This is a genomic window from Streptomyces coryli, assembly GCF_011044975.1.
In the GTDB taxonomy this organism is placed as follows: domain Bacteria; phylum Actinomycetota; class Actinomycetes; order Streptomycetales; family Streptomycetaceae; genus Streptomyces; species Streptomyces coryli.
The window spans coordinates 1-26,482 of the sequence record NZ_JAAKZV010000103.1 but is presented as its reverse complement, the minus strand read 5'-3'; the positions used below and the strand labels follow the sequence as shown (position 1 = coordinate 26,482).

The 26,482-nt window shown below is 70.1% G+C and carries 16 protein-coding genes; 11 read left to right on the top strand and 5 right to left on the bottom strand.

Annotation, left to right across the window (positions count from 1 at the left end; genetic code table 11):
• Positions 1-71 precede the first annotated feature (71 nt).
• From G5C51_RS22330 to G5C51_RS22320, 3 genes are read left to right on the top strand one after another with little or no spacing between them, the layout of a single operon-like run.
• Positions 72-758, top strand: a complete 687-nt coding sequence (locus G5C51_RS22330; RefSeq protein WP_165239939.1) for a response regulator — start codon at positions 72-74, stop codon at positions 756-758.
• A gap of 43 nt (positions 759-801) precedes the next feature.
• The gene (locus G5C51_RS22325) at positions 802-1,182 is read left to right on the top strand and encodes an OB-fold nucleic acid binding domain-containing protein (protein ID WP_165239938.1); all 381 of its coding nucleotides are present in this window, start codon (positions 802-804) and stop codon (positions 1,180-1,182) included.
• A 3-nt stretch (positions 1,183-1,185) separates the two neighbouring features.
• Complete coding sequence (locus tag G5C51_RS22320; protein ID WP_165239937.1) at positions 1,186-1,935, top strand: DUF3159 domain-containing protein; 750 nt, start codon at positions 1,186-1,188, stop codon at positions 1,933-1,935.
• A 12-nt stretch (positions 1,936-1,947) separates the two neighbouring features.
• Here G5C51_RS22320 and G5C51_RS22315 read toward each other — a convergent pair whose 3' ends face one another.
• Together G5C51_RS22315 and G5C51_RS22310 are read right to left on the bottom strand one after the other, a co-directional pair.
• Positions 1,948-2,622 carry a potassium channel family protein gene (locus tag G5C51_RS22315; RefSeq protein ID WP_165239936.1) on the bottom strand — a complete coding sequence of 225 codons (675 nt, stop codon included), beginning with the start codon at positions 2,620-2,622 and terminating at the stop codon, positions 1,948-1,950.
• Positions 2,619-3,287: an NAD-binding protein gene (locus G5C51_RS22310; protein ID WP_165239935.1), complete on the bottom strand. Its 669-nt coding sequence runs from the start codon at positions 3,285-3,287 to the stop codon at positions 2,619-2,621. The genes G5C51_RS22315 and G5C51_RS22310 overlap by 4 nt, the downstream gene beginning before the upstream one ends.
• A 167-nt stretch (positions 3,288-3,454) precedes the next feature.
• On the opposite strand from G5C51_RS22310, the gene G5C51_RS22305 reads away from it, so the two are divergent.
• The 5 genes from G5C51_RS22305 to G5C51_RS22285 all read left to right on the top strand — a co-directional run bounded on the left by G5C51_RS22305 (position 3,455) and on the right by G5C51_RS22285 (position 19,112).
• Positions 3,455-5,515, top strand: coding sequence for an amino acid permease (locus G5C51_RS22305; protein WP_165239934.1), 2,061 nt, complete (start codon positions 3,455-3,457; stop codon positions 5,513-5,515).
• Positions 5,516-5,524: 9 nt separating this feature from the next.
• Positions 5,525-6,874 carry a TRAM domain-containing protein gene (locus tag G5C51_RS22300; protein ID WP_165239933.1) on the top strand — a complete coding sequence of 450 codons (1,350 nt, stop codon included), beginning with the start codon at positions 5,525-5,527 and terminating at the stop codon, positions 6,872-6,874.
• 78 nt (positions 6,875-6,952) lie between these two features.
• Positions 6,953-8,392 carry a SpvB/TcaC N-terminal domain-containing protein gene (locus G5C51_RS22295; RefSeq protein WP_338118257.1) on the top strand — a complete coding sequence of 480 codons (1,440 nt, stop codon included), beginning with the start codon at positions 6,953-6,955 and terminating at the stop codon, positions 8,390-8,392.
• Positions 8,379-15,704: a neuraminidase-like domain-containing protein gene (locus G5C51_RS22290; RefSeq protein ID WP_165239931.1), complete on the top strand. Its 7,326-nt coding sequence runs from the start codon at positions 8,379-8,381 to the stop codon at positions 15,702-15,704. Before G5C51_RS22295 ends, G5C51_RS22290 begins: the two co-directional genes overlap by 14 nt.
• A gap of 12 nt (positions 15,705-15,716) precedes the next feature.
• Positions 15,717-19,112: a Tc toxin subunit A-related protein gene (locus tag G5C51_RS22285; protein WP_165239930.1), complete on the top strand. Its 3,396-nt coding sequence runs from the start codon at positions 15,717-15,719 to the stop codon at positions 19,110-19,112.
• Between the two features lie 16 nt (positions 19,113-19,128).
• Here the strand turns inward: G5C51_RS22285 and G5C51_RS22280 are convergent, their stop codons facing one another.
• Positions 19,129-20,292 (bottom strand): globin domain-containing protein, encoded by a 1,164-nt coding sequence (locus tag G5C51_RS22280; RefSeq protein ID WP_338118256.1) that lies wholly within the window; start codon positions 20,290-20,292, stop codon positions 19,129-19,131.
• A gap of 466 nt (positions 20,293-20,758) precedes the next feature.
• On the opposite strand from G5C51_RS22280, the gene G5C51_RS22275 reads away from it, so the two are divergent.
• Positions 20,759-21,007: a (2Fe-2S)-binding protein gene (locus G5C51_RS22275; RefSeq protein ID WP_165239929.1), complete on the top strand. Its 249-nt coding sequence runs from the start codon at positions 20,759-20,761 to the stop codon at positions 21,005-21,007.
• A gap of 103 nt (positions 21,008-21,110) precedes the next feature.
• Here G5C51_RS22275 and G5C51_RS22270 read toward each other — a convergent pair whose 3' ends face one another.
• On the bottom strand, positions 21,111-22,094 hold the full coding sequence (locus G5C51_RS22270) for a helix-turn-helix domain-containing protein (RefSeq protein WP_165239928.1): 984 nt from the start codon (positions 22,092-22,094) through the stop codon (positions 21,111-21,113).
• Positions 22,095-22,794: 700 nt separating this feature from the next.
• Positions 22,795-23,274, bottom strand: coding sequence for a DUF3237 domain-containing protein (locus G5C51_RS22265; protein ID WP_165239927.1), 480 nt, complete (start codon positions 23,272-23,274; stop codon positions 22,795-22,797).
• Between the two features lie 136 nt (positions 23,275-23,410).
• On the opposite strand from G5C51_RS22265, the gene G5C51_RS22260 reads away from it, so the two are divergent.
• Both G5C51_RS22260 and G5C51_RS22255 read left to right on the top strand, forming a co-directional pair.
• Positions 23,411-25,060: an ABC transporter substrate-binding protein gene (locus tag G5C51_RS22260; protein WP_165239926.1), complete on the top strand. Its 1,650-nt coding sequence runs from the start codon at positions 23,411-23,413 to the stop codon at positions 25,058-25,060.
• A 30-nt stretch (positions 25,061-25,090) separates the two neighbouring features.
• The coding region (locus G5C51_RS22255; RefSeq protein ID WP_165239925.1) for an amidase at positions 25,091-26,482 on the top strand (1,392 nt) is incomplete at its 3' end.

The following is a 26,482-nucleotide window of genomic DNA, read 5'->3' as shown; positions in this document are numbered from 1 at the left end:
CCTCCCGGCCCAGGCCACGACGTAAGCCCCGTCCCGTAACCCCGCCCTTATCCGCAAGAAAGGCAGGTGCCATGCACCGGGTCCTGGTGGTCGACGACGAGCCGCAGATCGTGCGCGCCCTCGTCATCAACCTCAAGGCGCGCAAGTACGAGGTCGACGCCGCCCACGACGGCGCCACCGCCCTCCAGCTCGCCGCCGACCGCCACCCCGACGTCGTCATCCTCGACCTCGGCCTGCCCGACATGGACGGCGTGGACGTCATCCGCGGCATCCGCGGCTGGACCCGGGTGCCGATCCTGGTGCTGTCCGCCCGGCACTCCTCCGACGAGAAGGTCGAGGCCCTGGACGCCGGCGCCGACGACTACGTCACCAAGCCCTTCGGCATGGACGAGCTGCTCGCCCGGCTGCGCGCCGCCGTCCGCCGGGCCGAGCCCGCGGCCTCCGAGGGCGGCGATGTAGCCACCGTCAAGACCGAGACCTTCACCGTCGACCTCGCCGCGAAGAAGGTGCAGCGGGACGGCCACGACGTGCGCCTCACCCCCACCGAGTGGCATTTTCTGGAGGTTCTGGTACGCAATTCCGGCCGGCTGGTCGGCCAGAAGCAGCTGCTCAAGGAGGTCTGGGGCCCGTCGTACGGCACGGAGACGAACTATCTGCGGGTCTACATGGCCCAGCTGCGCCGCAAGCTGGAGGCCGATCCGGCGCACCCGCGGCACTTCGTCACCGAGCCGGGCATGGGCTACCGCTTCGAGCCGTGACAGCGACCGTCGTTCCGTCACCGGGAACGGGTACCCTGCCCGCATGAGTACGGGCCGTTTCCGCAAGTTCCTCGACCGCATCGCCGCCTCCGGTGCGCAGGAGGACGGCGACACGCTGCCTCAGGAGCCGGCCGACGAAGGCGGCGCCACCACCGAGATCCGGTACTGCCAGGACCGGCAGATCGTCCGGGTCAGCGGGGTGCTGCGCACCGTGCGCATGCAGCCGCGGGCCGGCACCCCGGCGCTGCAGGCGGAGCTCTTCGACGGCACCGACTCGCTCGATGTCGTCTGGCTCGGCCGCCGCTCCATCGCCGGCATCGAGCCGGGGCGGCGGATGAGCGCCTCCGGACGGATCGCGATGAGCCACGGCAGGCGCGTGCTGTTCAACCCGAAGTACGAACTGCGACCCACCGGACAGGAGTAGCGGGTGACGTCCCTCGACAAGCAGCCTTCCGCCGAGCAGGAATCAGGGCGGGGGCTCGAGGCAAGTCAGGAGACGGATACGCCGGAGGGCCAGGCGGCGGCGAAGACCGCGCTGCTGGAGGCGTTCGGCGGGGTCCGCGGCATGATCGACACGACCGTGCCAGGGCTGGTCTTCGTCGTGCTCTACACGATCAAGCGGGACATCCAGTTCGCCGCGCTCATCTCGCTCGGCCTGACGCTGGCCCTGGCGCTGATCCGGCTGGCCCAGCGGGACACCCTCAAGCACGCCTTCAGCGGCGTCTTCGGCGTGGCCTTCGGCGCGGTCTTCGCGATGATGTCCGGCAACGCGAAGGACTTCTACCTGCCCGGCATGCTCTACACGCTGGGCCTGTCGTTCGCGTACATCCTGTCCGCGATCTTCCGCTTCCCGCTGATCGGGGTGCTGCTCGGCCCGATCCTCAAGGAGAACCTCTCCTGGCGGACCCGTAACCCCGGCCGCTTCAAGGCGTACACGAAGGCCACTTGGGCCTGGGGTCTGATCCTGCTGGGGAAGTCGGCGATCCTCTTCCCGATCTACTGGTGGGGCGACGTCACGCAGCTCGGCTGGATCAAGGTCGCCCTCGGCGTCCCGCCGTTCCTGCTGTGCGTCTACCTGACCTGGATCTTCCTGGCCAAGGCCCCCGCCCCCATCGACGTCATCGCGGAGATGGAGGCGGAGGAGAAGGCTGCCGCCGAGAAGGAGCGGCAGCTCTAGGCGTTCTTGCTCTTAGACGTCGGCCTCGCGGCGCACGGAGAGCAGCTCCTCGAGCTGCTCCTCCCGCGCCTGGGCCGCGACGAACAGCAGCTCGTCCCCGGCCTCCAGGGTGTCCTCGCCCTTCGGCGTCAGCACCCGGCTGCCGCGGATGATCGTCACCAGCGAGGTGTCCTCCGGCCAGGAGACGTCCCCGACCAGCGTGCCGGTCAGCGCGGACTCCTCGGGGAGGGTGAGCTCCACCAGGTTCGCGTCGCCGTGGCTGAAGCGCAGCAGCCGCACCAGATCGCCGACGCTCACGGCCTCCTCGACCAGCGCCGACATCAGGCGCGGAGTCGATACGGCGACATCGACGCCCCAGGCCTCGTTGTAGAGCCATTCGTTACGGGGGTTGTTCACGCGGGCGACCACCCGCGGCACCCCGTACTCGGTCTTCGCCAGCAGCGAAACGACCAGGTTGACCTTGTCGTCGCCGGTCGCCGCGATGACGACGTTGCACCGCTGCAGCGCCGCCTCGTCCAGCGACGTGATCTCGCACGCGTCCGCCAGCAGCCACTCGGCGCGCGGCACCCGCTCGACCGAGATCGCCGCCGGGGTCTTGTCGATGAGGAGAACCTCGTGGCCGTTCTCCAGCAGCTCGCCCGCGATGGAGCGGCCGACAGCGCCTGCTCCCGCAATCGCGACCCTCATCGCTGTGCCTCCTCGGGGCCCTTGGCGAAGGTCGCCTCGACCTGATCGACCTCGTCGCTCCGCATCATCACATGCACGAGGTCGCCCTCCTGCAGCACCGTCTTCGAGGTCGGCAGGATGGCCTCGCCCTGGCGGGTGATGAAGGCCACGCGCACCCCGGTCTCCTCCTGGAGCTCGGCCACCCGGTGCCCGATCCAGGACGGCGACGGGTGCACCTCGGCGAGCTCCACCCGGCCGCTGGGGTCGCGCCACAGCGGCTCCGCGCCGGACGGCAGCAGCCGCCGCAGCATCTGGTCCGCGGTCCAGCGGACGGTGGCCACCGTCGGGATGCCGAGCCGCTGGTAGACCTCGGCGCGGCGGGGGTCGTAGATGCGCGCGGCGACGTTCTTGACGTTGAACATCTCACGCGCCACCCGGGCCGCGATGATGTTGGAGTTATCGCCTGAAGAGACGGCCGCGAAGGCGCCTGCCTCCTCGATCCCGGCTTCCTTCAGGGTGTCCTGGTCGAAGCCGATGCCGGTCACCCGGCGGCCGCCGAAGGACGACCCGAGCCGGCGGAAGGCGGTCGGATCCCGGTCAATTACCGCGACCGTGTGGCCTTGCTGCTCCAGGGTCCGCGCCAGGGTCGACCCGACCCGGCCGCAGCCCATGATGACGATGTGCACGCCCGTCCCTCCAGGCCATCCATGCTTGTCCGCTCAAGCTACACACCCGGACGGCCCTGCGGCACCCCGGGTGCGCGCCGGGCGCGGCCGATAACGACCTGATGCACGAATGGTCACACGAGCGGGTGTGTTTCCAGTGAGGGCACTTGTCGGAATACGATCGCCCCGTGTCCAAACTGACCGACCTCCCGAAGCGGATACTGATCGGCGAGGCGCTGCGCAGCGATCGCCTCGGCGAAACGCTTCTCCCCAAGCGCATTGCGCTCCCCGTTTTCGCTTCCGACCCGCTCTCCTCCGTGGCGTACGCGCCCGGCGAAGTGCTGATGGTCCTGTCGGTCGCGGGCTTCTCGGCCTACCACTTCAGCCCCTGGATCGCGGTCGCGGTCGTGGTGCTGATGTTCACCGTGGTGGCGTCGTACCGCCAGAACGTGCACGCCTACCCCTCGGGCGGCGGCGACTATGAGGTGGCCAACACCAACCTCGGGCCGCGCGCCGGGCGCACGGTGGCGGCCGCGCTGCTGGTCGACTACGTCCTCACGGTGGCCGTCTCGGTCTCCTCGGGCGTGGAGAACCTCGGCTCGGCGATCCCGTTCGTCTCCGAGAACAAGATCGGTGTGGCGCTCGCCATCATCACGCTGCTGACGATGATGAATCTGCGGGGCGTGAAGGAGTCGGGCAAGATCTTCGCGATCCCGACCTACGTCTTCGTGGTCGGCGTGCTCGCCACGATCGTCATCGGGATGTTCAAGGCCATGGTCCTCGACGACGAGATGCGCGCGCCCAGCGCCGCGTACGAGGTCGTCGCCGAGCACTCCGACCTCACCGGCTTCGCGCTGGTCTTCCTGCTGCTACGGGCCTTCTCCTCCGGCTGTGCGGCGCTGACCGGCGTCGAGGCGATCTCCAACGGCGTGCCCGCCTTCCGCAAGCCGAAGTCGAAGAACGCCGCCTCCACGCTGGCCCTCATGGGCGGCCTCGCGGTGACGATGTTCTGCGGCATCATCGGCCTCGCGATGGCCACCGACGTGAAAATGGCCGAAAACCCCGCCAAGGACATCCTGATCAACGGCGAGCCGGCCGGTGGCTCCTACCACCAGGACCCGGTGATCGCCCAGGTCACCGCCGCCGTCTTCGGCGAGGGCTCGATCGGCTTCGTCATCCTGGCCGCCGCCACCGCGCTGGTCCTCTTCCTCGCGGCCAACACCGCGTACAACGGCTTCCCGGTGCTCGGCTCGATCCTCGCCCAGGACCGCTACCTGCCGCGCCAGCTGCACACCCGCGGCGACCGCCTCGCCTTCTCCAACGGCGTCGTGCTGCTCGCGGTCTTCGCGGCCGTGCTGGTGTACTTCTACAAGGCCGACTCCACGAAGCTGATCCAGCTCTACATCGTCGGCGTCTTCGTCTCCTTCACCCTCAGCCAGACCGGCATGGTCCGGCACTGGAACCGCCACCTGCGCAGCGAGACCGACCCGGCGGCCCGCCGCCGCATGATCCGCTCCCGGGCGATCAACGCCTTCGGCGCCTTCTTCACCGGCCTGGTGCTGGTGGTCGTGCTGCTCACGAAGTTCACCCACGGCGCCTACGTCGCGGTGCTCGGCATGGTCGTCTTCTACGCGATGATGACCGGCATCCGCCGCCACTACGACCGCGTCTCCGAGGAGCTCGCGATCGCGGACGAGAAGGGCGACGACGTCATCCGCCCGGCCCGGGTGCACTCCATCGTCCTGGTCTCCAAGATCCACCGGCCGACGCTGCGGGCCCTGTCGTACGCGAAGCTGATGCGCTCCGACACGCTGGAGGCCGTCAGCATCAATGTCGACCTGCACGAGACGAAGGCGCTGCAGCGGGACTGGATGGAGCGGGGCATCGACGTGCCGCTGACGGTGCTCGACTCCCCGTACCGCGAGATCACCCGCCCCTTCATCGATTACGTGAAGGGCCTGCGCCGGGAGAGCCCGCGGGATGTGGTGAGCGTCTACATCCCGGAGTACGTGGTCGGCCGCTGGTACGAGCACGTGCTGCACAACCAGTCCGCCTTCCGGCTGAAGGCGCGGCTGCTGTTCACCCCCGGTGTGATGGTGACGTCCGTCCCGTATCAGCTGGAGTCCTCCGAGCGCGCCAAGATCCGCGCCCGCAAGCGGGCCGAGTGGAACGCGCCCGGCTCGGTGCGGCGCGGTCCTGCGGCCCCGGCGAAGCCGGCCAAGGGCGAGAAGAGCGCGCCGAAGAAGTAGGCTGGCGCGGTGTCAGCACAAGCCGGATCCGAGGCCGGAAGCAGCAAGACGTCCCTGGTGGGGACGGAGTACGAGGTCGAGGTCGGCCCGGTCGCGCACGGTGGTCACTGCATCGCGCGCAATGACGAGGGGCGGGTGCTCTTCGTGCGCCACACGCTCCCCGGCGAGCGGGTGGTCGCGCGGGTGACGGAGGGGGAGTCGGACTCCCGCTTCCTGCGCGCGGACGCGGTGGAGGTGCTGTCGCCTTCCAAGGACCGGGTCGAGGCCCCGTGCCCGTTCGCGGGCCCGGGCAAGTGCGGCGGCTGCGACTGGCAGCACGCCAAGCCCGGCGCGCAGCGCCGCATGAAGGGCGAGGTGATCGCCGAGCAGCTGCAGCGGCTCGCGGGCCTCACGCCCGAGGACGTGGGCTGGGACGGCACGGTCGAGCCGGCGCCAGGCGACAAGCTCCCGGCGGGCGTGGTGCCGCCGTGGCGCACCCGGGTGACGTACGCGATCGACGCCGAGGGCCGCGCGGGCCTGCGCAAGCACCGCTCGCACGAGGTGCAGCCGATCGACCACTGCCTCATCGCGGCGACGGAGGTCTCGGAGCTGGGGGTGGAGCACCGCGACTGGCCGGGCGTGGACACGGTGGAGGCCATCGCGGCGATGGGCTCGGCGGACCGCCAAGTGGTCCTGACCCCCAAGCCGGGGGAGCGGCTGCCGATCGTCGAGCTGGACCGCCCGGTCTCGGTGCTGCGGATCCACGAGCGCGACGGCAGCGTGCACCGCGTGCACGGCCGCCCGTTCGTCCGCGAGCGGGTCTCGGAGCGTACGTACCGCGTCGGCGGCGGCGGCTTCTGGCAGGTCCACCCGAAGGCGCCCGAGGTGCTCACGGAAGCCGTGATGACGGCCCTGATGCCCAAGAAGGGCGACATGGCCCTCGACCTGTACTGCGGCGTCGGCCTCTTCACGGCCCCGCTCGCGGAACGCGTCGGCGACCAGGGCGCGGTGCTCGGCATCGAGTCCTCGAAGCGCGCGGCCGAGGACGCCCGCCACAACCTCGGGGACCTGCACCGGGTCCGTATCGAGCACGGCAAGGTGGAGCGGGTGCTCCCCAGGACGGGCATCACGGAAGCCGACCTGATCGTCCTGGACCCGCCGCGCGCGGGCGCGGGCCGGGAGACGGTACGGCAGCTGGCGGCCCTGGGCCCACGCCGCCTCGCGTACGTGGCATGCGACCCGGCGGCACTGGCGAGGGACTTGGCGTACTTCAAGGAGGAGGGCTACGCGGTGAAGTGGCTGCGAGCCTTTGATCTCTTCCCGATGACACATCACGTGGAGTGCGTGGCGGCGCTGGTGCCGGCCAGGGGAGACGCCTAAAACTGGGCAACTGGTGTCTCAACAGGAGCTTGGCCATCATCTTCGAGAGTGGCCTGAAATGCAGGCTTTCCAAGATAAATGCCGCACCGGGCGGGGCTCGAGCTGAGTTATGGCGCCATACTCTCCTCAAGCTCGGCATCGCCGATGCGGGGGAGGCGGCGTCATGACGAAATCACGGGGAGAACCAGACAGCCCGTCCCTGGTACCCCGCCGTTCGATTACGCGTCCAGGCTAGGCCGCGGCGTGCCGGGGCGGAGCGGCGGCAGCGTCTCCACGGGAGGTGCGCAGGCCCCAGGTGCCGCGGCTTCCGACCGCCCCGCGTTACGGGCGGCCGACCGGGAGGCAGGGCCGGCTGACGCCGCCGGCGTCGCCCGGATGCCTCGGGCCATCACGCTCCCCAAGGGCCGTGGCGCGGTGCGCGGTATCGGGGAGGAGTTCTCGGCGACGATTCCGCTCCCCATGACCCCGGGACGATCCGGCTTCGGTCCCTCACTGGCCCTGGTCACCCGTAAGACCGACAAGGGCATGCCGACATACGACGACGCCCATGAGTCCGACGTATTCGTGCTGTCCTCCGCCGAGGACCTCGTACCCGTCCTCGGGGGCGACGACCTTCCGGAGCGCCGGAACCGGATGGTCGACGGGACCGCGTACCTCGTCACGTGCTACCGGCCACGCATCGAGGGTCTGTTCGCGAGGATCGAACGGTGGGCCCGCGACAACATCACCACTGTCTACGGGAAGGACCGCGAGTCCCGGATCGCCGACCCCACCGATCCCGACGCCATCGTCTACCGCTACGCGACGGACGACGACCGGACAGCGGCACATGAACGTGACCGGCCGGACGCGGGACGCACGGCGCAGCGCTATCCGAGGTCCGTGCGGTACGGCAACAAGGTGAGCCGGCCGGCTGATCCGCCGCCGGAGCGTGACCCGGCGGACGGACTGCCGTGGTCTTGCCGCAACGATCCGTTCTCCGCCTACCGGGCCGGCTTTGAAGTGCGGTCCTACCGGCTCTGCCAACGGATCCTGATGTTCCATCACTCCGCGGAGGAGCCGGGGGCCGGCACGGACTGCCTGGTGTGCTCGCTGGCCCTGACCTGTCGCGGCGGTCGGGCCGTCAACGGCAGCCTCCGGCCCGGGGACCCGTCGGGTGCGGTGCTGGAATCGGTGACGACGACGGGGCACCGCCGCGACGGGGTCGGCGGCTATGCCTCGGAGTCGATGCCTGTGCTGGAACTCATCTACAGCCCGGCGCAGTTCGGGGACGAGGGGCACGAAATGGATGCGGCGAGCGTCGCCAATCTACCTTTCGGACTGGATGCACCTCCCTGCCAATTGGTGGATCTGGACGCCGAGTCGATCGCCGGCGTGCTGAGTGAGCAGAGTGGAGCCTGGTCCTTCGGCCGGAACCTCGGCGAGGGGCGTCTGGGCGCCCGTGCGCACGTTCCGCTCGCTTCCCGCGCTGGACTGGGGCACACCCTGACTAAGGAAGTCGGCTATGCCAAATTCTGATATCCGGCTCAACAGCCGCGGCGACGAGGTTCGGCGTCTGCACGAGGATTTGGTTCGGCTCGGGGTCGCTGTGCCCCGGGCAGAGGTCGATGAGGCTGTGTTCGGGGTGGGGACTGCGGCTGCTGTGCGGCAGGTGCAGGTCTCTGCCGGGATTGCGGTGTCCGCCGTCGTCGATGACGAGACGCGGGCGGCGATCGCCGACGCCTTGCTGCTGCTCGCCTATCCGTTGCCCCGGGTCGAAGGGCGGCTGCTCACGGAGCGCGGGGCGCCGGCGGCGGACGTGGCCGTGGAGCTGTTCCGCCGGACTGCCGGCGGGAATGTCCGGCAGGTCGCGGATGCCGTCAGCGACAGCGACGGCTTCTACCGGATGGAATATCCACCGCTTGATGGTGCCGATGCCGTCGGCGCCACCCTGGAGTTACGCCTCGCCGACTCCTCCCGACGGCGCCGGATTCCGATCAGCGCACCGAAGTTCGTCGGCGCACGCCACGAGGTGCTGAACCTCGTCGTGCCGGCCGCCGTCGCCCCCGCACCGGAGCCGGAGTTCGCCCGGCTCAGTGCTGATGTCGAGCGGGCGATCGGCGGGTTCGGCCCCCTGACCCGCGTCGTGACCGGTGGTGGGAACGGCGATACGCCGATCGACGGGTCGGACCCGCTCGCCGCCGCCGGCCGGGCCACCGGGTGGGATGCCCGATTACTCGCCCTCGGCGGCATCGCCGCCCATCTCGCCGAGATATCCGGCCTGGAACACTCGACGACCTACGCCCTGGTCCGCTACGGACTGCCGACCGGCCCGGACGACCTCGCCGCGGCCGGCGCCGACGCGGTCCGTACGGCCCTGACCCGGGCGCGTGACGACGGCGTCGTCGATCTGTCCGACGACGCCATCCGCGCCGCCACCGACACCTTTGTCGCCTTCGCCACGCGCACCCGCCTGGACCGGCGGCCGAGCGGCGGCCTCTCCACGTACGGCGAATTCCTGGACGCGGCCGAACTCGACGGCTCCGTGCGGCCCGGCGAGCCGCGCCCCAAGCGGGATGCCTTCGACCGTGTCGTAGCCGAATACGCCGGGGACCCGGCGCGGCTGTGGGCGGCGGCGAAGCGGGCCGGAATCGATGAGCGGCAGATCAACCGGCTGCAGACCCAGGGCAAGCTCGCGGCCCTCACCGGCCACCATCTCCAGCTGTCCCAGCTGATCGAACGCGACGTGCTGCGCGGCGGTGGCGACCCCAGCACCGCGGGCCTGCGGCCCCTGGTCCAAGCGGACCTGCACAAGCCGGAGCAATGGCGGTCGCGCCTCGACGAGCTCGCCGGCGGCGATCCGGCGGACCCCGGCTTCGACGCACGCCTGCGGGACCTGGTGCCGCCGGCCTTCCGCGGCCCGCGGATGTCCGGCAGGGACGCGGCGGACGCCTACGCGCAGGACCTGGCCCGGCAGGTGCGGGTGAGCTTCCCGACCACGGTCGTCGGCCGGATGGTGGGCACGCGGGAGATTCCGCTCGGTCCCGAAGGAGAACCCGTCGCCGAGCAGGTCTCGGCCGCCATCGGCAGGGCGGAGCGGCGCGGGTTCTCGTTCGCGTCGACACCGCTCGGACCGTATCTGCGCACCCATGGCGCGGAGTTGACCGACGGACTCGACCGGCGGACCGCGACGGCCACCCTGGGCGAGCTCGAGCGCCTGCAACGCCTCTACCAGGTCACCCCGTCCAACGAGGCGCTCGCCGTCCTGGCCCGGCACGGCATTTCCTCGGCGCACGACATCTTCCAGCTCGGCAAGCGCGAATTCATCGCACTCTACGGCCACGAGTTCGTCCGGCCCGGCGAGCTCCAAGTGGTGCTGCGCAGAGTCGACCAGGTGGCCGCGACCTCCTACACGTTCTTCGGTGCCGCACAGGCTGCCGGCCAGCCGTCGCTGTACGGAGCGTCGCCGACGGCGGCCCGCAGGGGCGAAGTCGTCCGGTCGCTGAAGGGGAAATACCCCACGGTCGAGGAGCTGATCGGTGAGCAGGACTTCTGCGCCTGCGAGCACTGCCGCTCCGTGCTCAGCCCCGCCGCCTACCTGGTGGACCTGCTGCACTTCCTCGACGCGCAGCGAGCCGGCGTCCGGCCCCTCGACGCGCTCCTGAAACGCCGCCCTGATCTCGAGCACCTGCCGCTGTCGTGCGAGAACACGAATACCGCGCTCCCGCTCATCGACCTCGCCAACGAGATCATGGAATACCGGGTGGTGCACGGCGCGCTGGACGCCAAAGCGGTCCGCGACACGGGACCCGCCACCACGGCCGACCTCGTCGCCGAACCGCAGTACGTCGAGCCCCTGGCCTACAACAAACTGTCGACGGACCGGTATCCGCCCACGGCACCGTTCGACCTCTGGCTGGAGACCGTACGGGGCTACCTCGGACGGGCGGACACCGACCTGTCCGGTCTGCTGGACACCTTCCGTCGTACGGACGAGCTGCTCGCACCGGACCCCGTGCCGGCGATGGAGCCGCCGTACCGTCGCGCCTCGGTGTTCTTCGAGCAGCTGGGGCTGTCCCCTGCCGACATCGCGTGCCTCACCGACGAAGGTGAGCACGCTGCCTGGTATCGGCTGTACGGCTACGCGGACGCGGGCGCTGCCCGGACCGCACTGCGTAATGCGAAGACGCTCGCCCGCCGTCTCGGGGTGAGCTACGTCGAGTTGGTCAACCTCGTACGCACCTGGTTCGTCAATCCGAATCTGGAGACGATCGCGGCGCTGCGCACGATCGGCGTCGAGCCGTTCGACGTCCTGCGCTTCAAAGGCGCACCCGGCGTGGCACCGTTCACCCCGACCGAGCGGGACGCCTTCACGGCCCGGCTCACCGCGGCCACCGAGCGGCACGACCGGGACGACTTCGACGCCGCCCTGTGGCTCGAGGACGCCTGGGTGAAGGGGCGGTTCGCCGGTGTCCTGGTGCTCAGCGACAGCGATCCCGGAAGCAGCTTCGAACGCACCCGGCTGCGCCTGATCGGAACCGCGGAACCAGCCCCGGACAAGGAGGCAGCCGACAGCACCCTGGACGCGGTGTTCCTGCGCATGATTGTCCTGGTACGGCTGTGGCGCCGGCTCGGCCGGCCCCTGAATACCCTGGACGTGAACCTTCGGACCCTGCTGCCCGGCGGGTCGGGCAGCCTGCTCCCCGGCGCGGGCCAGTCCCTCCCGACCGGATTCGGCGCGGCGCTGCGTACCGCGCTGATCTACCTGGCGCACACGACGGAGATCGCGGACCGGCTGGGTGTCGCGGCCAACCGGCGGGCCGACCTGCTCGCCCTCTGGGAGCCCGTGCCGACGGCCGGCCGGGAATCGACGTACGCCCGGCTGTTCCTGTCGCCGCGGACCGGCACCCCGGATCCGGTGTTCGACCATCCGACCGGCGACTTCCTCTCGGAAGGCACCAAGACGAGCCTTGCCTCACACCGCCCGGCAGTGGAGGCGGCGCTCGGCATGACAGCGGCAGATGTCGATGCCGTACTGCGGTCGGTGGGCCGTGACCCCGACGTGGCGCTGCTGACGCTCGACACCGTCTCGGTGCTGTTCCGGCACGCCCTGCTCGCCCGCGCGCTGCGGCTGCCGGTCCGGGAACTGATCGAACTGCGCGAGCTGACCGGCATCGACCCGTTCCACGCCCTGTACGACCAGCCGGCGGCCGGCTCGAAGCCCCGCGCGACGCTGCCGCTTCCCGGCGGTGCGCAGGGGGTCGCCGTGGATTATCCGCTCGCCGGCACCCTGGCCTTCCTCGACGCCGTCGACGAGCTGCGGGCCGTCTCGATGACACCCGCGGACCTCGGCTATCTGCTGCGGCACTCCTTCGACGCGGTCGGGCCCTACCGGCTGGACGAGGCGGCGGTGCTGCGGCTGGCGGCCGAGATCGCCGACGAGCTGCGCAGGCTGGCGGCCGAGCACACCGCTCCCGCGGACGCGGCGTCCCTGACCGATGACGTGGTGGCCCGTGAGCTGGGCCTGGTACTGCCTCCGGAGCTCGCCGCGCAGGTGACCGCGATGTGGCAGCGGCAGATGAGCTATACGGCGGCCAAGACGGCCGTGCCCGCGGCGGAGCAGATCGACCCGGCGCCCTTCAAGGGCTTCCCGGAGCTCACCATCACCTTCGCGCCGGGCGCCGGCGGCGCCGGCACCCAGCAGGTGAGCTACCGCGGAGTGCCGGTGCCCGAGCGGATCGCCCGTATCACTGCCGCGGGCGCGGCCGCGGACACCCTCCTCGGCAAGCTGCTCGCCCAGATCGTCCAACGGAAGGAGCAGGATCTGCAGCCACTCGGCCGGCTGATCCGCCCGGAGGACGTAGGACCGCTGTTCAAGCCGCCGCCCGACCCCGATGGCGCGGATCCGGCGGCGCGGGCCCAGGCGCTGCAGACGTATGAGACCGGCCGTCGCGCCTACTTCGCCGGCACGACCATGCCGAGAATCATCGCGGCCGCGCGGCAACGACTCGTCGTCACGGCCATCAGCAGGGCCGTCGCACCACAGGCTGCCGGCCTCGAACCCGCCCTCGTCGAAGGGCTGATCACCGACCCGGTGCTGCTGGCCGAGCCGACCGGGGGGACCCGCCGCCCACTCGCGGACGTCTTCGCCGAGGTGGAGGAGGGCGGTCTGTCGGTCAGCGCAGCCGACGGCGGCGGCGGTCCGGTGCGGGTTCCAGCGGATGCCGGTCAGGACGCCACCACCGCAGGCATCGCGGGGGCGGCGCGCATCGTCCTGGACGGGTATCTGGAGGTTCCCGAGACGGGTTCGTACGTCTTCGACCTGTCCGTCGCGGGCGCCGGGGATCTCGGTGAGGTCCGGCTCGGTCCTGCCACGGACCCCGTCCTGCAGGCCGTCGGCGTGGACCCGCCCGCGGCACCCCGCCAGTTCACCGCCGACCTGAAATCCGGCGTCCTGTACCGCTTCACGCTGACCGCCACGGGCGCCCGCGTAGGCGGGGGCCGCAGAGCGCTCAGCGGCGTTATGTCCGTCCAGGTGGAGGGAGCCACACTCCCTCGCGGCCGACTCGGCCGGCTCATCCTGCGTCCCGCGGCTCGCCTCCAGGCCTTTGTCAGCGCCCACACGCGGCTGACCAAGTCCCTGCTCCTGCTGCAGCGGCTCGCCCTGACCGAACGGGAGCTGCGGCACATCCGCCGCCACCCGGACAACTTCGGCGCCTTCGACCTCACCGGCCTGCCCACCTCCCCGGTCAGCACCGCTGTCGCCGCCGGCTCCTTCCCGGCGCTGCGCACGCTGATCGGGTACGTCGGGCTGCGTGCGGACATGGCGGGTGGCGCCGACGAGTTGATCAACGTATTCGAGCTGGCCCACCGCACCGTGCCCAACACGGTCGCGGCGACCGCCGCACAGGCAGCCGAACGGGCGCTGGACGACCTTTGCGCGCAGGTAGCGGCAGTGACCCGACGCGAGCGGGCGACGGTCGACTCGGTCAGATCCGCGCTACGACTCGGCGTGGGTGTCACGCCCGTCGACGGCGGCTTCCGCATCGGACCGCCCGCCAACGGCAGCGCCGCGCTGAGCTTCACCGACGAGCGCGGGCTACGGCGGTTGTGGGATGCCCTGGTGCTGGTCGAACGCCTGGGAATCGGTGCGGCGGCAACGATCGGCGCGGCCACGCCGGCCCCGGACGCGGCGACCGCCCGCAGCCTGCGGGACGCCGTCCGGGCCCGCTACGACCTGGACGGCTGGCGCTCGGTGGCCCGCGCGGTCAACGATCCGCTGCGCCGGCGCCGCAGGGACGCGCTCGTCGCCCACCTGCTGCAGGTCCTGAAACTGGACCGGGTCGAAGAGCTCTACGAGGTGCTGCTCCTCGACCCGGCGACCGAGCCGGTCGTGCGGACCACCAGAATCCGCCAGGCGATTGCCGCGGTCCAGCTGTTCGTCCAGCGCAGCACTTTGAACCTGGAGCGAGACGCAGGAGTCCCGCCCACCGCGATCGACGCCGAGCAGTGGGAATGGAAGAAGCGGTACCGGGTCTGGGAGGCCAACCGGAAGATCTTCCTGTTCCCGGAGAACTGGCTCGTCCCCGAGCTGCGTGACGACCAGACCCACCTGTTCACGGAGCTCATCGGCGCGCTGCTGCAGGGCGACGTCACCGACCAGCTCGCCGAGGACGCCTTCGCCACCTACCTGCGCGGGCTCACCGCGATCGCCCGGCTGGAGGCCGTCAGTGTCTGGGGTGAGCAGGACCCCGACGCACCGGAGCGCAACGTCCTGCACGTCATCGGCCGCGACCACAACGCGCCTCGCGCCTACTACTACCGCCGTCGCAGCCGGAGCGAATGGACCCCCTGGGAGCCGGTCGCCACCCAGATCGACGGCGACCACGTCGGCGCGGTGATGTACCGCGGCCGTCTCCACATCTTCTGGATCACCCCGCTGGAGACGGGCAAAGCCGCCGGCGGCACCGGCAGCCTGGAGGACCAGGCCAAACTGAAGCCCGCGCCGCAGCCGCTCACCACGGTCGACGTGCAACTGCACTGGACGGAACTCGTGTCCGGACAGTGGTCGCCCCGCGCGTCCAGCGATCCGCTCACCATCACCGGACCGAACAGCATCCGCCTCGACCCCGCTCAGCTGGCGCTGTACGTGACCAAGGAGGCCGACGAAAGCTCCGTCACCATCAACATGGTGGGTGCCATGCCCGGCGTGCCGTGGGCCCGGGTGCGATTCGTCTCGCGGAACGGCCGGCCCGAGGTCATCGAGGGCAATCAGCTCTTCACGGCCGACCCGTCCTACCGCAGTGCGGTCTTCAGCGACGGCACCGGCCTCGGCCCCGACATCGCCCCGACGCTGCTCGCCCAGATCGGCATCAAGGCGGCGTCGGACCGGATCTTCAAACAGCGGCATCAGTTCAACGTGATCAGCCAGCAGAACCCGGTGTCGGTCAGGCTGCCGGGCCTCGCCGACGCGCCGAACCTGCCGATGAGCCCCGACACCTTCACGTCGTATCTGCTCAAACCGTTCTTCTGCGCCGGCGAACGGGAGTCGCTGTTCGGGCTGCCGGCCCTGACCCAGCGCAGCTTCGTCGAATACCAGGGGTCGTTCGGCGTAGCCAGAACCCTGGCCATCGATCCCGCGGAACAGGCCGGAACCATCGCCGTGGAAGCGGCCCGGCCGACGAAGCAGTTGACGCTGACGACGGGCACCCGCGTGCCGGCGGCGGCCGACCCGATCGACGCGAGCGCGACGTTCTCCCTCTCCCGATCACCCGACTGGACCGCGGTACCCGACGGCGTGCTGACCATCGGCAAGGTCGCGGTGGGCGCCGGCGGCGTCCGAAAGCGATGAAGGGCCTCCGTGATGGCTGACCCAATAGACCCGGGACGTCATGTCAGTTCCGACCTGAAAGAGATCCGGCGTTGGACGGAGACCAGCCTGTCCTACACCTTCAGCCCGAATTTCCACCCGTACGCACCCGAGCTGCTGGAACGGCTGATCGCCGGCTCGGTGCAGGGGCTGCAGGACGCCGACACCGAGCCCGCCGTGCCCCCGGCGAACCTGCCCGGCGGCAGACCGCGGCCCAAGCTGTACCGGGAGTTGTTCAGCGACAGCGGCGCCTATCAGCCGACCGAGCTCGTGCCGAAGCGTTCCTGGCCGGTCGCCGAACTGGATTTCACCCCTGGCGGCGCCTACGCGGTCTACAACTGGGAGCTCTTCTTCCACATTCCGGTGACCATCGCGGTGCATCTCAGCCGCAATGGCCGGTACGCCGAAGCGCAGCGGTGGTTCCACCACGTCTTCGACCCGACTACGGAGGAGTCCGGCGCGACACCCGAACGGTTCTGGAAGACGGCCCCCTTCCGCACGACCGACGTCGACAGCATCGAGGACCTGCTCACCAACCTGTCCAGCGAGGCGGTTCCCGAGCTGCGCGAACAGACCATGAACAGCATCACCGCCTGGCAGCGCGACCCGTTCCGCCCGCATCTCGTCGCCCGGCTGCGCCCGTCCGCGTACATGATCTACACGCTCATGGCCTACCTGGACAACCTGGTCGCCTGGGGCGACGCCCTCTTCGCGCAGGACACCGGGGAGTCGGTGGCCGAGGCCACCCAGCTGTACATACTCGCCGCGAACCTCCTCGGCCCGCGCCCCCAGGCCGTGCCGACGAAGGGCACCACTGCCACCCAGACCTACGCGACGCTGAAGAAGAACCGGCTCGACCCGTTCTCCAACGCCCTGGTGAAGCTGGAGACCTCGATCCCCTTCGATCTGTCCCCGCCGGGCGCCGCCTCCGCACCGGCCGACGGCGGGCCGTTACGCTTCGGTGCGCTCGGCCAGACCCTGTACTTCTGCGTGCCGCGCAACGACAAGGTGATCGGCTACTGGGACACGGTCGCCGACCGGCTCTTCAAAATCCGCAACAGCCTGAGCCTGGCCGGCGCCTTCCGCCAGCTCCCCACGTTCGACCCGCCCATCGACCCCGCGCTCCTCGCCCGTGCCACCGCGGCGGGGGTGGACGTGGCGGCGGTCGTCGCCGGGGTGAACCAGCCGGCGCCGCTGGTCCGGTTCGGGGTCCTCGTCGCCAAGGCGGGCGAACTGTGCCAGGAGGTCAAGAGCCTCGGTGGCGCGTTGCTCTCCGCGGTGGAGAAACAGGACGGCGAGGCACTCGCGGCACTGCGCGCCCGGCACGAGACGGCGGCACTGGAACTCGCGAAGAGCGTCCGTTACGCCCAGTGGCAGGAAGCCGTCAAGAACCGGGAGGCGTTGGGGATATCGCTAGTCATCGCCCGCACTCGGTACGCCTATTACGAGCGGCTGTTGGGTCGGTCCGAAAGCGAGATCACTTTCGAGGACGTCGGTGAACTCGACAGTGCGTCTATGGACGGCGGGAGTTTCACCGGGACGGAGCCGGCGGTCGGTCCGCGCACGATAGCCGTGGACATCGCCGAGTCCGCGATTCCGGCGGGTGGAGGGCCGGCGGCGGGCGCGAAGATCAGCTCGTACGAGGCGAAGGAGCTGGACTTCCTCGAATACTCCCAGATACTGCAGGACGTGGCGGCAGGGCTTGAGACATACGGGGGCATCCTGAGCCTGTTCCCGATGCTGTCCGCCGACGGCAAGCCGGTCGGTGTCGGTGCCGGGGTGACTTTTGGTGGCACGAATCTTTCGGGGCTATTGTCCGGGCTGGCAGGTGCGGCCAGGGGGGTGGCATCCCGGGTCACGCATGAGGCGGCACGGGCGGCCAAGGTAGGCGGATACGTGCGACGGGAACAGGACTGGGCATTCCAGAGCAACTCTGCCGCAGGCGACATCACGCAGCTCAACAAACAGCTGCGCGCCTCGCAGATCCGCGAGTTCATGGCCCAGCGCGAGGTCCAGAACCACGACAAGCAGATCGCCAAGGCGAAAGAGATCGAGACCTTCCTCGCCGGCGAGAAGCCCGCCGGGAGGACCACCACCACGGCCTACTACGCGCTGCTCCGGCGCGAGGTCCGCGGGCTGTACAACCAGTGCTACGAGCTGGCCCTCGACACCGCCCGTAAAGCCGAACGCGCGCTGCGCAACGAACTCGGCAATCCGGGCCTGACATTCGTCCGGCCGAGCTACCTGGCCGGCCCGGAAGGGCTGCTCGCAGGCGAGAAACTGCACCTCGACATTCGCCGCATGGAAATCGCCCAGCTCGATCTCAACCGCCGCGAATACGAGCTCACCAAGCACATCAGCCTGCTCCAGGCGGACCCATGGGCGCTGGTGGCGCTACGGGCGACCGGCCGCTGCACCTTCACCGTCCCCGAGGAACTGCTCGACCTCGACACTCCGGGCCACTACTTCCGCCGGATCAGGTCGGTGTCGCTCAGCGTTCCGTGCGTCACCGGCCCGTACACCGGCGTGGCGTGCACCGTCAGGCTCCTGCGCAGCCGGGTGCGGACCAGCCCACTCCTCAAGGACGGCGAGTACGCGCCGGTCGCCGACGGCGAGGACCGGTTCGAGGATCAGCTCGGCGCCACCGAGGCGGTGGTGACCAGTACCGGGAACAACGACAGCGGCCTGTTCGACCCCGGCGCGGGGGACGGGCGGCTGCTGCCGTTCGAGTACCGCGGCGTGGTCAGCGAATGGCAGCTCGAACTGCCGGATGGACCCCGGCCCTTCGACTACGACACCATCACCGACATCATCCTGCACGTGCGCTACACCGCCAGGGAGGGCGGTCAGGCGCTGCGCGACCGGGCCGGCGCCCACCTGCGGGACCTGCTCGCCGAGGGGACCGCAGCGGGCTCGGTACGGCTGCTCTCGGTGCGGCACGAGTTCCCGACCGCCTGGGCGCGGTTCGTCGGCAGCAAGGCCGGCAACGGGAGTTCGCAACAGCGGCCGAGGGCCGAGCTGAAGCTGCCGCTGCGCGCGGAGCACTACCCGTTCTTCGCGGGGTCCGGGCCGGCCGGGCTCACCAGCGTGGCACTGGTCGCCCGACCGGCCGGGGCGGAACAGCAGCTGGTGCTGGCTGACCGTGCGTGGGACAGGGAGAACCCCAATGACGAGGAGGACAAGAAGACCGGGGCGGTGAAGCTGACCGGCCGCCCGGAACTGAACGGCCTGCTGCGGGGCGCTCTGCGCGCCGACCCGGCCATTCCCGGGAAGCGGGCATGGGGCGATCTGCCCGAGCCAGTGGGAAGTTTCAGTCTCTATGCGGAGAATAACGCCATGAAGGACCTCTTCGTCCTGCTGACCTGGAGCGCGAAGGACCCGGCACCGTAAAGGACCGTGCTGACGGTCAGCGGTCCGCGGGATTGATCCATTGCGGCTGGCGCGGGTCGAGGAACCACTGGGCGTGGCCGACGCCGCGTGGGGTTCTTTGCGGTAGGGGGACGGGGTCGTGTCTTATGCGGCCGGGTGGGACGCCGGTGCCTGCCAGGAGGTCTGTCGCGTAGGAGATGAAGCCGGGTGGGCCGCTGACGTAGGCGTCCTGGTGTTCCCAGCCCGCGTAGGCGGAGAGGGCGTCCGGCAGGCGTTCGGCGCGGGACAGGACCTGGAGGTTGAGCCAGGGGTAGACCTCGCCGATGCCGCGGATCGTGCGGTCGTCGTAGACCTCGCCGGTGGCGCGGGCGACCAGGAAGGCGCGGGTCTCGACCGGGGGGCGGTGGGTCAGTTCCTCGAGCAGCGCCCGAACCGGGGCCCAGCCGGTCCCCGCCGCCACCAGGGCGGCGTTCCGTACCGGCTCCCGCAGCGTCATCATGCCGGTGGCCGGGCCGAGGCGGAGGATGTCCCCCTCCCGGACCTCGTCGGTGAGTACGGGGCTGAGCAGGCCGCCGTCGACCCGGCTGACGTGCAGTTCCAGGGTGTTGTCGGCGCGGGGCGCGGCAGCGAGGGAGTACGGCCGCCAGACGTGCGGCAGCCGCTCCGAGGCCACGCTCACGAACTGCCCGGCGCGGAACGGGAAATGACCGCCCGGCGCCAGCGTCAGCACCGCCACGCCCCGCGCCGGGCGGCTGTGCGCCAGCACCCGGCAGTCCCACCAGCGCGGCGCCTGCTCCCGGTCGGCCTCCTCCGCGCCGCTGAGCATCGCCTCCGCGAGCACCTTGTACGCGCCCAGCCAGGCCGCCTCCGTCTCCGCGTCCCACGTCATCGGCGAGGCGAAGCGCAGCGCGGCGATGAGGCTCTGCCCCACCGCCTCGTAATGCGCGGGCTCGGCGGCGAACTTGCGGTGATCGCGCCCGAGCGCCTTGAGATACCCGGGCAGGTCCGGGTCGTCCAGGCGCTGCACGACAGCGGTGAGCGCGGCGAAGAGCCGGTCGCGCTGCTCGGTCATGTCCGCGGGGAAGAGCGAGCGGACGCCCGGATTGGCCGCGAACAGATGGGCATAGAAATATTTCGCGACATGGTCAGCTCTGAGTTCAACTCGCCCGAAACTGGCCCGGATTCGATCGTTGGCGTCCACGAACCAGGATCGTAGTGGCGCGCGAACACGCGCTCGATGCCGGGCGGGGTGGCGTTGCTCACGGGTGGGTGCGCGGAGCACCACGCGGGGTTCATCTTCATGACCCGGCTGTGTGCGGTTGGCCACGTCGGGTGCTCGCGGCGGGGTGGTGTGCCGGGGTGGACGGGCGCGTCCCGGAGACGAACCTGCAGTACAGACAGGCTTGTGCGCAGCCGAGCCGTTGAACTTGGGGTAGTAACTCCCCTATGTCTGCTACGACTTGTTCGCCGCATTTACGCGCAGGTCATTTTCATGAATTCTGCAGAACTGCTGGCGCTGCGCGTGCTGATGGGCCAGTCTTTTCCTTAGGCAGGGGCGGTTCCCCCGGTCGCCCCGGGCTCTTTTGGCGGTGCCGTCGTGACGCAACCCACGACGGCACCGCCGCACCACAGGCGAGGTCGACGGCAAAGGCAAGGACGGACGGAAGATGCGTTCTGACTGGCACCACGTCGATCTGGCTTCGTCGCTGGCCGCTCCTGGTGACTCCATGACGGTGGTCATCGGCGGCTGGCACATCGCCATCGTGCGTGAAGGTGTCGGCGAGGGCGAGCTGCGCGCGTATCACCGCCGCCGCCCGGACCGCGAAGTCGAGTGCGCCGTACGAGCGGGCGTCATCTTCGTCAAGCTCGGCGCCGCGCGCGACCTGGAGACCAATTTCACCCCCCACAGCGCCTGACGGCGATCCCCCCGGGGACCGCCGCCAAGGGCGCCAGGCCGGCGGTGCCGTCGTGATGCCACCCACGACGGCACCGCCGCAGGCGTTTTGAGGGCCCGTCGGCTCACCGCTCGGGTTCGTCCACCGGGTCCAGTAGTCCGGCCTTGGCGAGCATGTAGCCCATCTGCCCGCGATTCGTGGTGCCCAGGGCGTCGGCGAGCGCGGCGAAGTGCTTGGCGACGGTACGGACCGTCACGCCGACGTGGGCGGCGATGTCCTTGTCCTGCAGGCCCTCGAAGACCATGAGGCGGGCGATGCGGAGCTGGATGTCGCTGACCTTCTCGTGTGCCGTCTCCAGCGGGTCGTAGTACGGCCGGCCGTAGCGCCACAGGCGGTCGAAGGCGGAGCGCAGCAGCATGATCAATGCGGGGTGGCGGATCTCCAGGGCACTCGTACGCTCCGGATTGCCCGGCACGAAGGCCACTTCGGTGCCGACAATGATGATGCGGTCGATCACCTCGTCGACGGTACGGACTTCCACCCTGCCGCCGGCGCGGAAGTGGTCCTGGAGGTCGTGGATGACCGGGTCATCGCGGGTCGGGTGCGTATAGATCGTGCGTATGCGGCTGCCTCGGGTCAGAAAATCGCTCATGCGGGCAATGCCGGTGGCCGAGTCCTGCTGGGTGCGGCGGCTCTGCGGCTGCATGGTCAGCATTTCGCCGCTGCCGGTCCGCATGGCCGCATCGATCGATTCGTCGATCCGCCTCTTGCCTTCGAGCAGGATGACGGAGTCGCCCAGCCTCGAGGTGGCCATCCGCAGGAACGGGGAGAAGCTGTCGGCCAGTTCGCCGATGTGCCGGTGCTGCACGGCAATGCTGTTCTCGAGGTCCCGCAGGTGCCGATGCAGCGCGATTCTGGGCATCGCCGGGCGCAGGGTGCCGGGCTCGTCCTCGTCCGGGACGAGCAGGGCGTACTCCAGCAGGCAGGGGGCGAGAGCGTCAACGTCCGATTCGTCGCGTGCCAGTCCATCGTCCAGCAGCGCCTGGGAATAGAGTCGTTTGCCCGCTTCGCAGAGTTCCCATACGGGATGCCTGTGGTCCGTGGTCACTGTTGAGTATCTCCCTGCCGACCTGCGGCACTCTGTCGCTGTCGGATCGCGGCAAACTATCATTCTGTCGACGGGTGGCGGGTATGAAGTACGCAGGTAGTAGCTGGAGAGATGGGTGGTCTCGATGAATAAGCGACGGACTGTGATACGAAAGCTGGCGATTGGTCTCGGTGCGGGAGCCTTCGCTCTGGGCACGCTCGCCGCAGTGGTCCCCAGTGACCCGATCTGGACCTCGACGCCGACGAAGGTCTCTGCGGACCCGATCTGGAAGGCGCCGCCGTCGAAGGCGGTCCCGGAGGATGACCCGATCTGGAGCTAGGCACCGGTCAGCTGAGCCGCTGATTCGGCCAAGTCTCCACGATCCGCAGCACCCCCCCCACGAACGCCTGCTCCGCGGAGGAGCTTGACGGGTGGGACCGGGCGACCGGTCCCACCCGTGCTGTGCGTCTATCAGAGACAGCAGCTTCTCGAGGCAGTCCGTGCGGCCCAGGTGCATTACGGGGATGGCGCGCAGCGCCTGCTTGATGACCTTTCCGGACGGGGTGCCCCGCAGCGCGTCATCCACCTCCGCCGGAGCCGATGAATCGCGGCCTGAGTCCGCCGCGAGCCCAACCCCGCCAACCGCAGGGAGCGGCTGATTCTGCCGGTGCCTTCCGGGAGTCGCTCAACCGCGCGTGGCGGGCGCTGTCCTGAGCTGCGGTCAGCGCACCGCGTACATCCGTATCGCCACCACATCCTCACCCTCCGGCCGGGCGAGGCCGACGAAGACCGTGCCGGCGAGCCAGCGGTGGGCGGGGGCGTCGGTGCGGAAGACCGGTGAGGTGCGGTAGTAGTGGCCGGCCTCGGAGACTTTCAGGTCGCCGTCGTGCTGGTCGGGGCTGTCCGCCTTGGGGCGGTAGAAGCCGCGGTTGACGATGTCGATCACGGCGCCGTCGTCGGCCTCGATGAGGTAGCGGGCGTCGAGCTCGCAGACCTCGCCGCGGGTGCTGCTCCAGTCGCCGCCGCCGGGCAGCACTTTGCCGTTGAGCAGCGGGCCTTCGACGCTGCCGCCGGTGATGGGGGTGAACTCGGTGACCTCGCCGTCGCCATGGCCGACGTGCAGCGAATCGGCGATGCGGGCGCGGATCTCGAAGGCGAAATCGAGGGCGGGGGTGAAGGAGGAGGTGGGGCTGTCGGGCATCTTCGCGCTCCTTGGGGTGGGGCCCGGTCCGGTTAACCGGGCGGTTACGCACAGGCCTTGACGGTTCAGCTCAGCAGATGCAAGCGTGAGATGCAACAGTGTTATATGACGTTGCTTTATGACGGGAGCGTCTGTCATGCCTGCTAGAAAACAGCTGCTCACCGCGCTCGTTGGCGCGGTCGTCCTGCTGGTCACAGCCGCGTGTACCGACGCCGCGGACGGCGGCGGAGGCTCGTCCGGGCCGACCCGTCTGACCTCCACCACCGGCCCCGGCAAGTCTGCCGTGGACCGGGTGACCTGGGCGCTTCCTTACGGGGAGCCGACCACCCTGGACCCGGCGAAGGTCGGCGATTACTCGCCCCAGACGGTCGAGGCGAACCTCTGCGACACGCTCACCCGCATGAACCCGGACTTCTCCCTCCGGCCGGGGCTCGCGAAGAAGGTCTCCTGGGAAGGCGACCGGGCGCTGGTGCTCGAGCTGCGCCCGGACGTGAAGTTCTGGGACGGCTCACCGATGACCGCCCAGGATGTGGTCCACAGCCTGGAGCGGCATCGCGACCCCAAGACCCAGGGCCTGTACGGGCAGCTCTTCGCCGGCGTGACGACGATCAAGGCCACCGGTCCGCATCAGGTGACGTTGCGCACCAAGGGGCACGACCAGACCCTGCCGAAGGCGCTGTCCTCCTCGGTCGGCGCGGTGAGCAAGGCCGCGTACGTGAAAAAGGCCGGTGCTGCTTACGGCACCGCCAAGGGCGGGCTGATGTGCACCGGTCCGTACAAGCTGGGCTCGTGGAAGTCCGGAGCCGGGCTCAACCTGGAGCGCAATGACGCCTATTGGGACCCGGAGCTGAAGCCGAAGGCGGCGCGCATCGCCTTCAAGTTCATCACCAACAGCGACACGCTCACCGGTGCGCTGCTGTCGGGTGAGGTGGACGGCACGTACGAGCTGCCGCCGAGCAGTGCGAAGGCGCTCGGCAAGTCGGCGAAGGGGGCCATTCACCTCGGCCCTTCGACGCAGAATGTGCTGCTGATACCCGGGCACGCCAAGTCGCCCGCCGCCGACCGCCGGCTCCTCGACGCGCTGTCGCAAGTCATCGACCGCGACGCGCTGATCAAGAACGTCTTCGGCGGCGACGGCACCACGCTGAAGTCGCTCGTCCCGCCGCTCACCTGGCGCGGCGACCCGGCGGCGGCCACCTATGACTCGGCGTACGAGAAGCTGCCCGCCGTACCGAAGCCGGATCTGGCGCGAGCGAAGAAGCTGCTGAAGAAGGCGGGTCCGGTGGGGCGTCCGCTGACGGCGGCGATACCCGCCGGCGATCAGCGCGGGCTGCAGGCGATGACGTTCATCCAGGCGGCGGCGAAGAAGCTGGGGGTGGAGATCAAGATCCGGCAGCTGCAGCCGACCGAGATGTCCTCGCTCTTCTACGACCCGGCCATCCGGAAGGGGCTGGATCTGGTGCTGACCTTCGGGTATGTCGCCATGCCCGACCCGGCGTCGTATGTGGCGGAGAGCGTCGTCCCGGGCGGCATCTTCAACTGGACCAACTACCGGAACGACGCCGTGACCCGGCACCTCGACGAGGCCCGTACCGCCTCCGATCCGGCCGCTTCGGCGCAGGCGTACGCCAAGGCGCAGGCGATCTTCACGACCACCACCCCGGCGGTCTTCCTGGCCACCACGCACGAGCGGATGTTCATGAACAAGCGCATCAGCGGCGCGCCGGCGTCCTTCGCGTATGCGGGGATGCCGTGGGCGGCGTATCTCGGCGGCACCTCGAAGTGACCACACCACCTGACCGGGACGGAGACGATGATGACCGAGACACCGCTGTGGGAGCGCAGCGCCGGCGAACTGACCGCGGGGATACGGGAGAAGTCCTGGTCCGCGGCCGAGGTCGCCCGGGCCTTCCTTGAGCGCATCGACGTGACCAATCAGGCGGTCAATGCGCTGGTGGACGTGCGGGCGGAGGAAGCGCTCGCGCAGGCGGCGGCCGCGGACGAGGCGGTCGCCGGCGGGGGTGAGCTGCCACCGCTGCTGGGCGTTCCGGTGGCTACCAAGATCAATACGGCGCTGCGCGGGCACCCCAGCTCGCATGGGGTGGTGGCGTGGGCCGATGTGGTCGCGCCCGACGACGCGGCGTGCGTCGGGGGCCTGCGCGCGGCCGGCGCGACGTTCCTGGGGCGCAGCAACAGCCCGGCCTTCGGGGCGCGCTGGTTCACCGGCAATGACCTGCACGGCACCACCCTCAACCCCTGGCACAGCGGGCACACTCCGGGCGGCTCTTCGGGCGGCGCCGCCGCGGCGGTCGCGGCCGGGATGGTGCCGATAGCGCAGGGCAACGACATCGGTGGGTCGCTGCGTTTCCCGGCGTACTGCTGTGGCGCCGTCGGGCTGCGGCCCACGGTGGGCCTGGTCTCGGGCATGGAACCCGGGGCGGGGGAGGCGTTCGACGCCCCGCTGTCCTTCCAGACGATGGCGGTGCACGGCGCGATCGGCTGGACCGTCGACGACGCGCGGCGTGGGCTGCACGCGATGGTGACGCCGGATCTCGGCGACCCGGTGGGCGTGCCGGTGCGCCCGTCGCTGGGGGAGCCGGGGCGGCGGGTGCGGGTCGCGCTCGTACGGGACGTGGGACTGGCCAAGCCACACCCGGTGGTGAACGACGCGCTGGACCGTGCGGCGGGGTGGCTCGCCGAGGCCGGGCATGAGGTGGAGGAGGTCGAGCTGCCGCTGCTCGGGGAGGCCGCGCGGCTGTGGTCGCTGCTCCTGTACGAGGAGCTGCGCACGATGTCGGGGGAGATCGAGGCCTTCGGGGACGCCGGGGTGCGGGACTCGCTGGCCTCGTCGTTCAGGATCGCGGCGGAGACCTGGGGGGAGCGGCCCACGCTGGACGCGTACATCAAGGGCTACGCGCGGCGGGGCACGCTGATCGTGCGGCTGCAGCAATACCTGGGCCGGGACCGGGTGGTGCTGACGCCGGTGTCGGCGGAGCCGCCGTTCGAGCAGGACGGGGACCTGGCGGGGGACGACCGGATGCGGGAGATCATGGCCGCGCAATGGCCTTTGCAGGCGATACCGGTGCTGGGCTTTCCGGCGGTGTCGGTGCCTACGGGAGTGACGGATGGGCTGCCGTCCGGGGTGCAGTTGATCGGTGGGCGGTTCCAGGAGGATGCGCTGCTGGGGGTGGCGGGGGACATCGAGGCC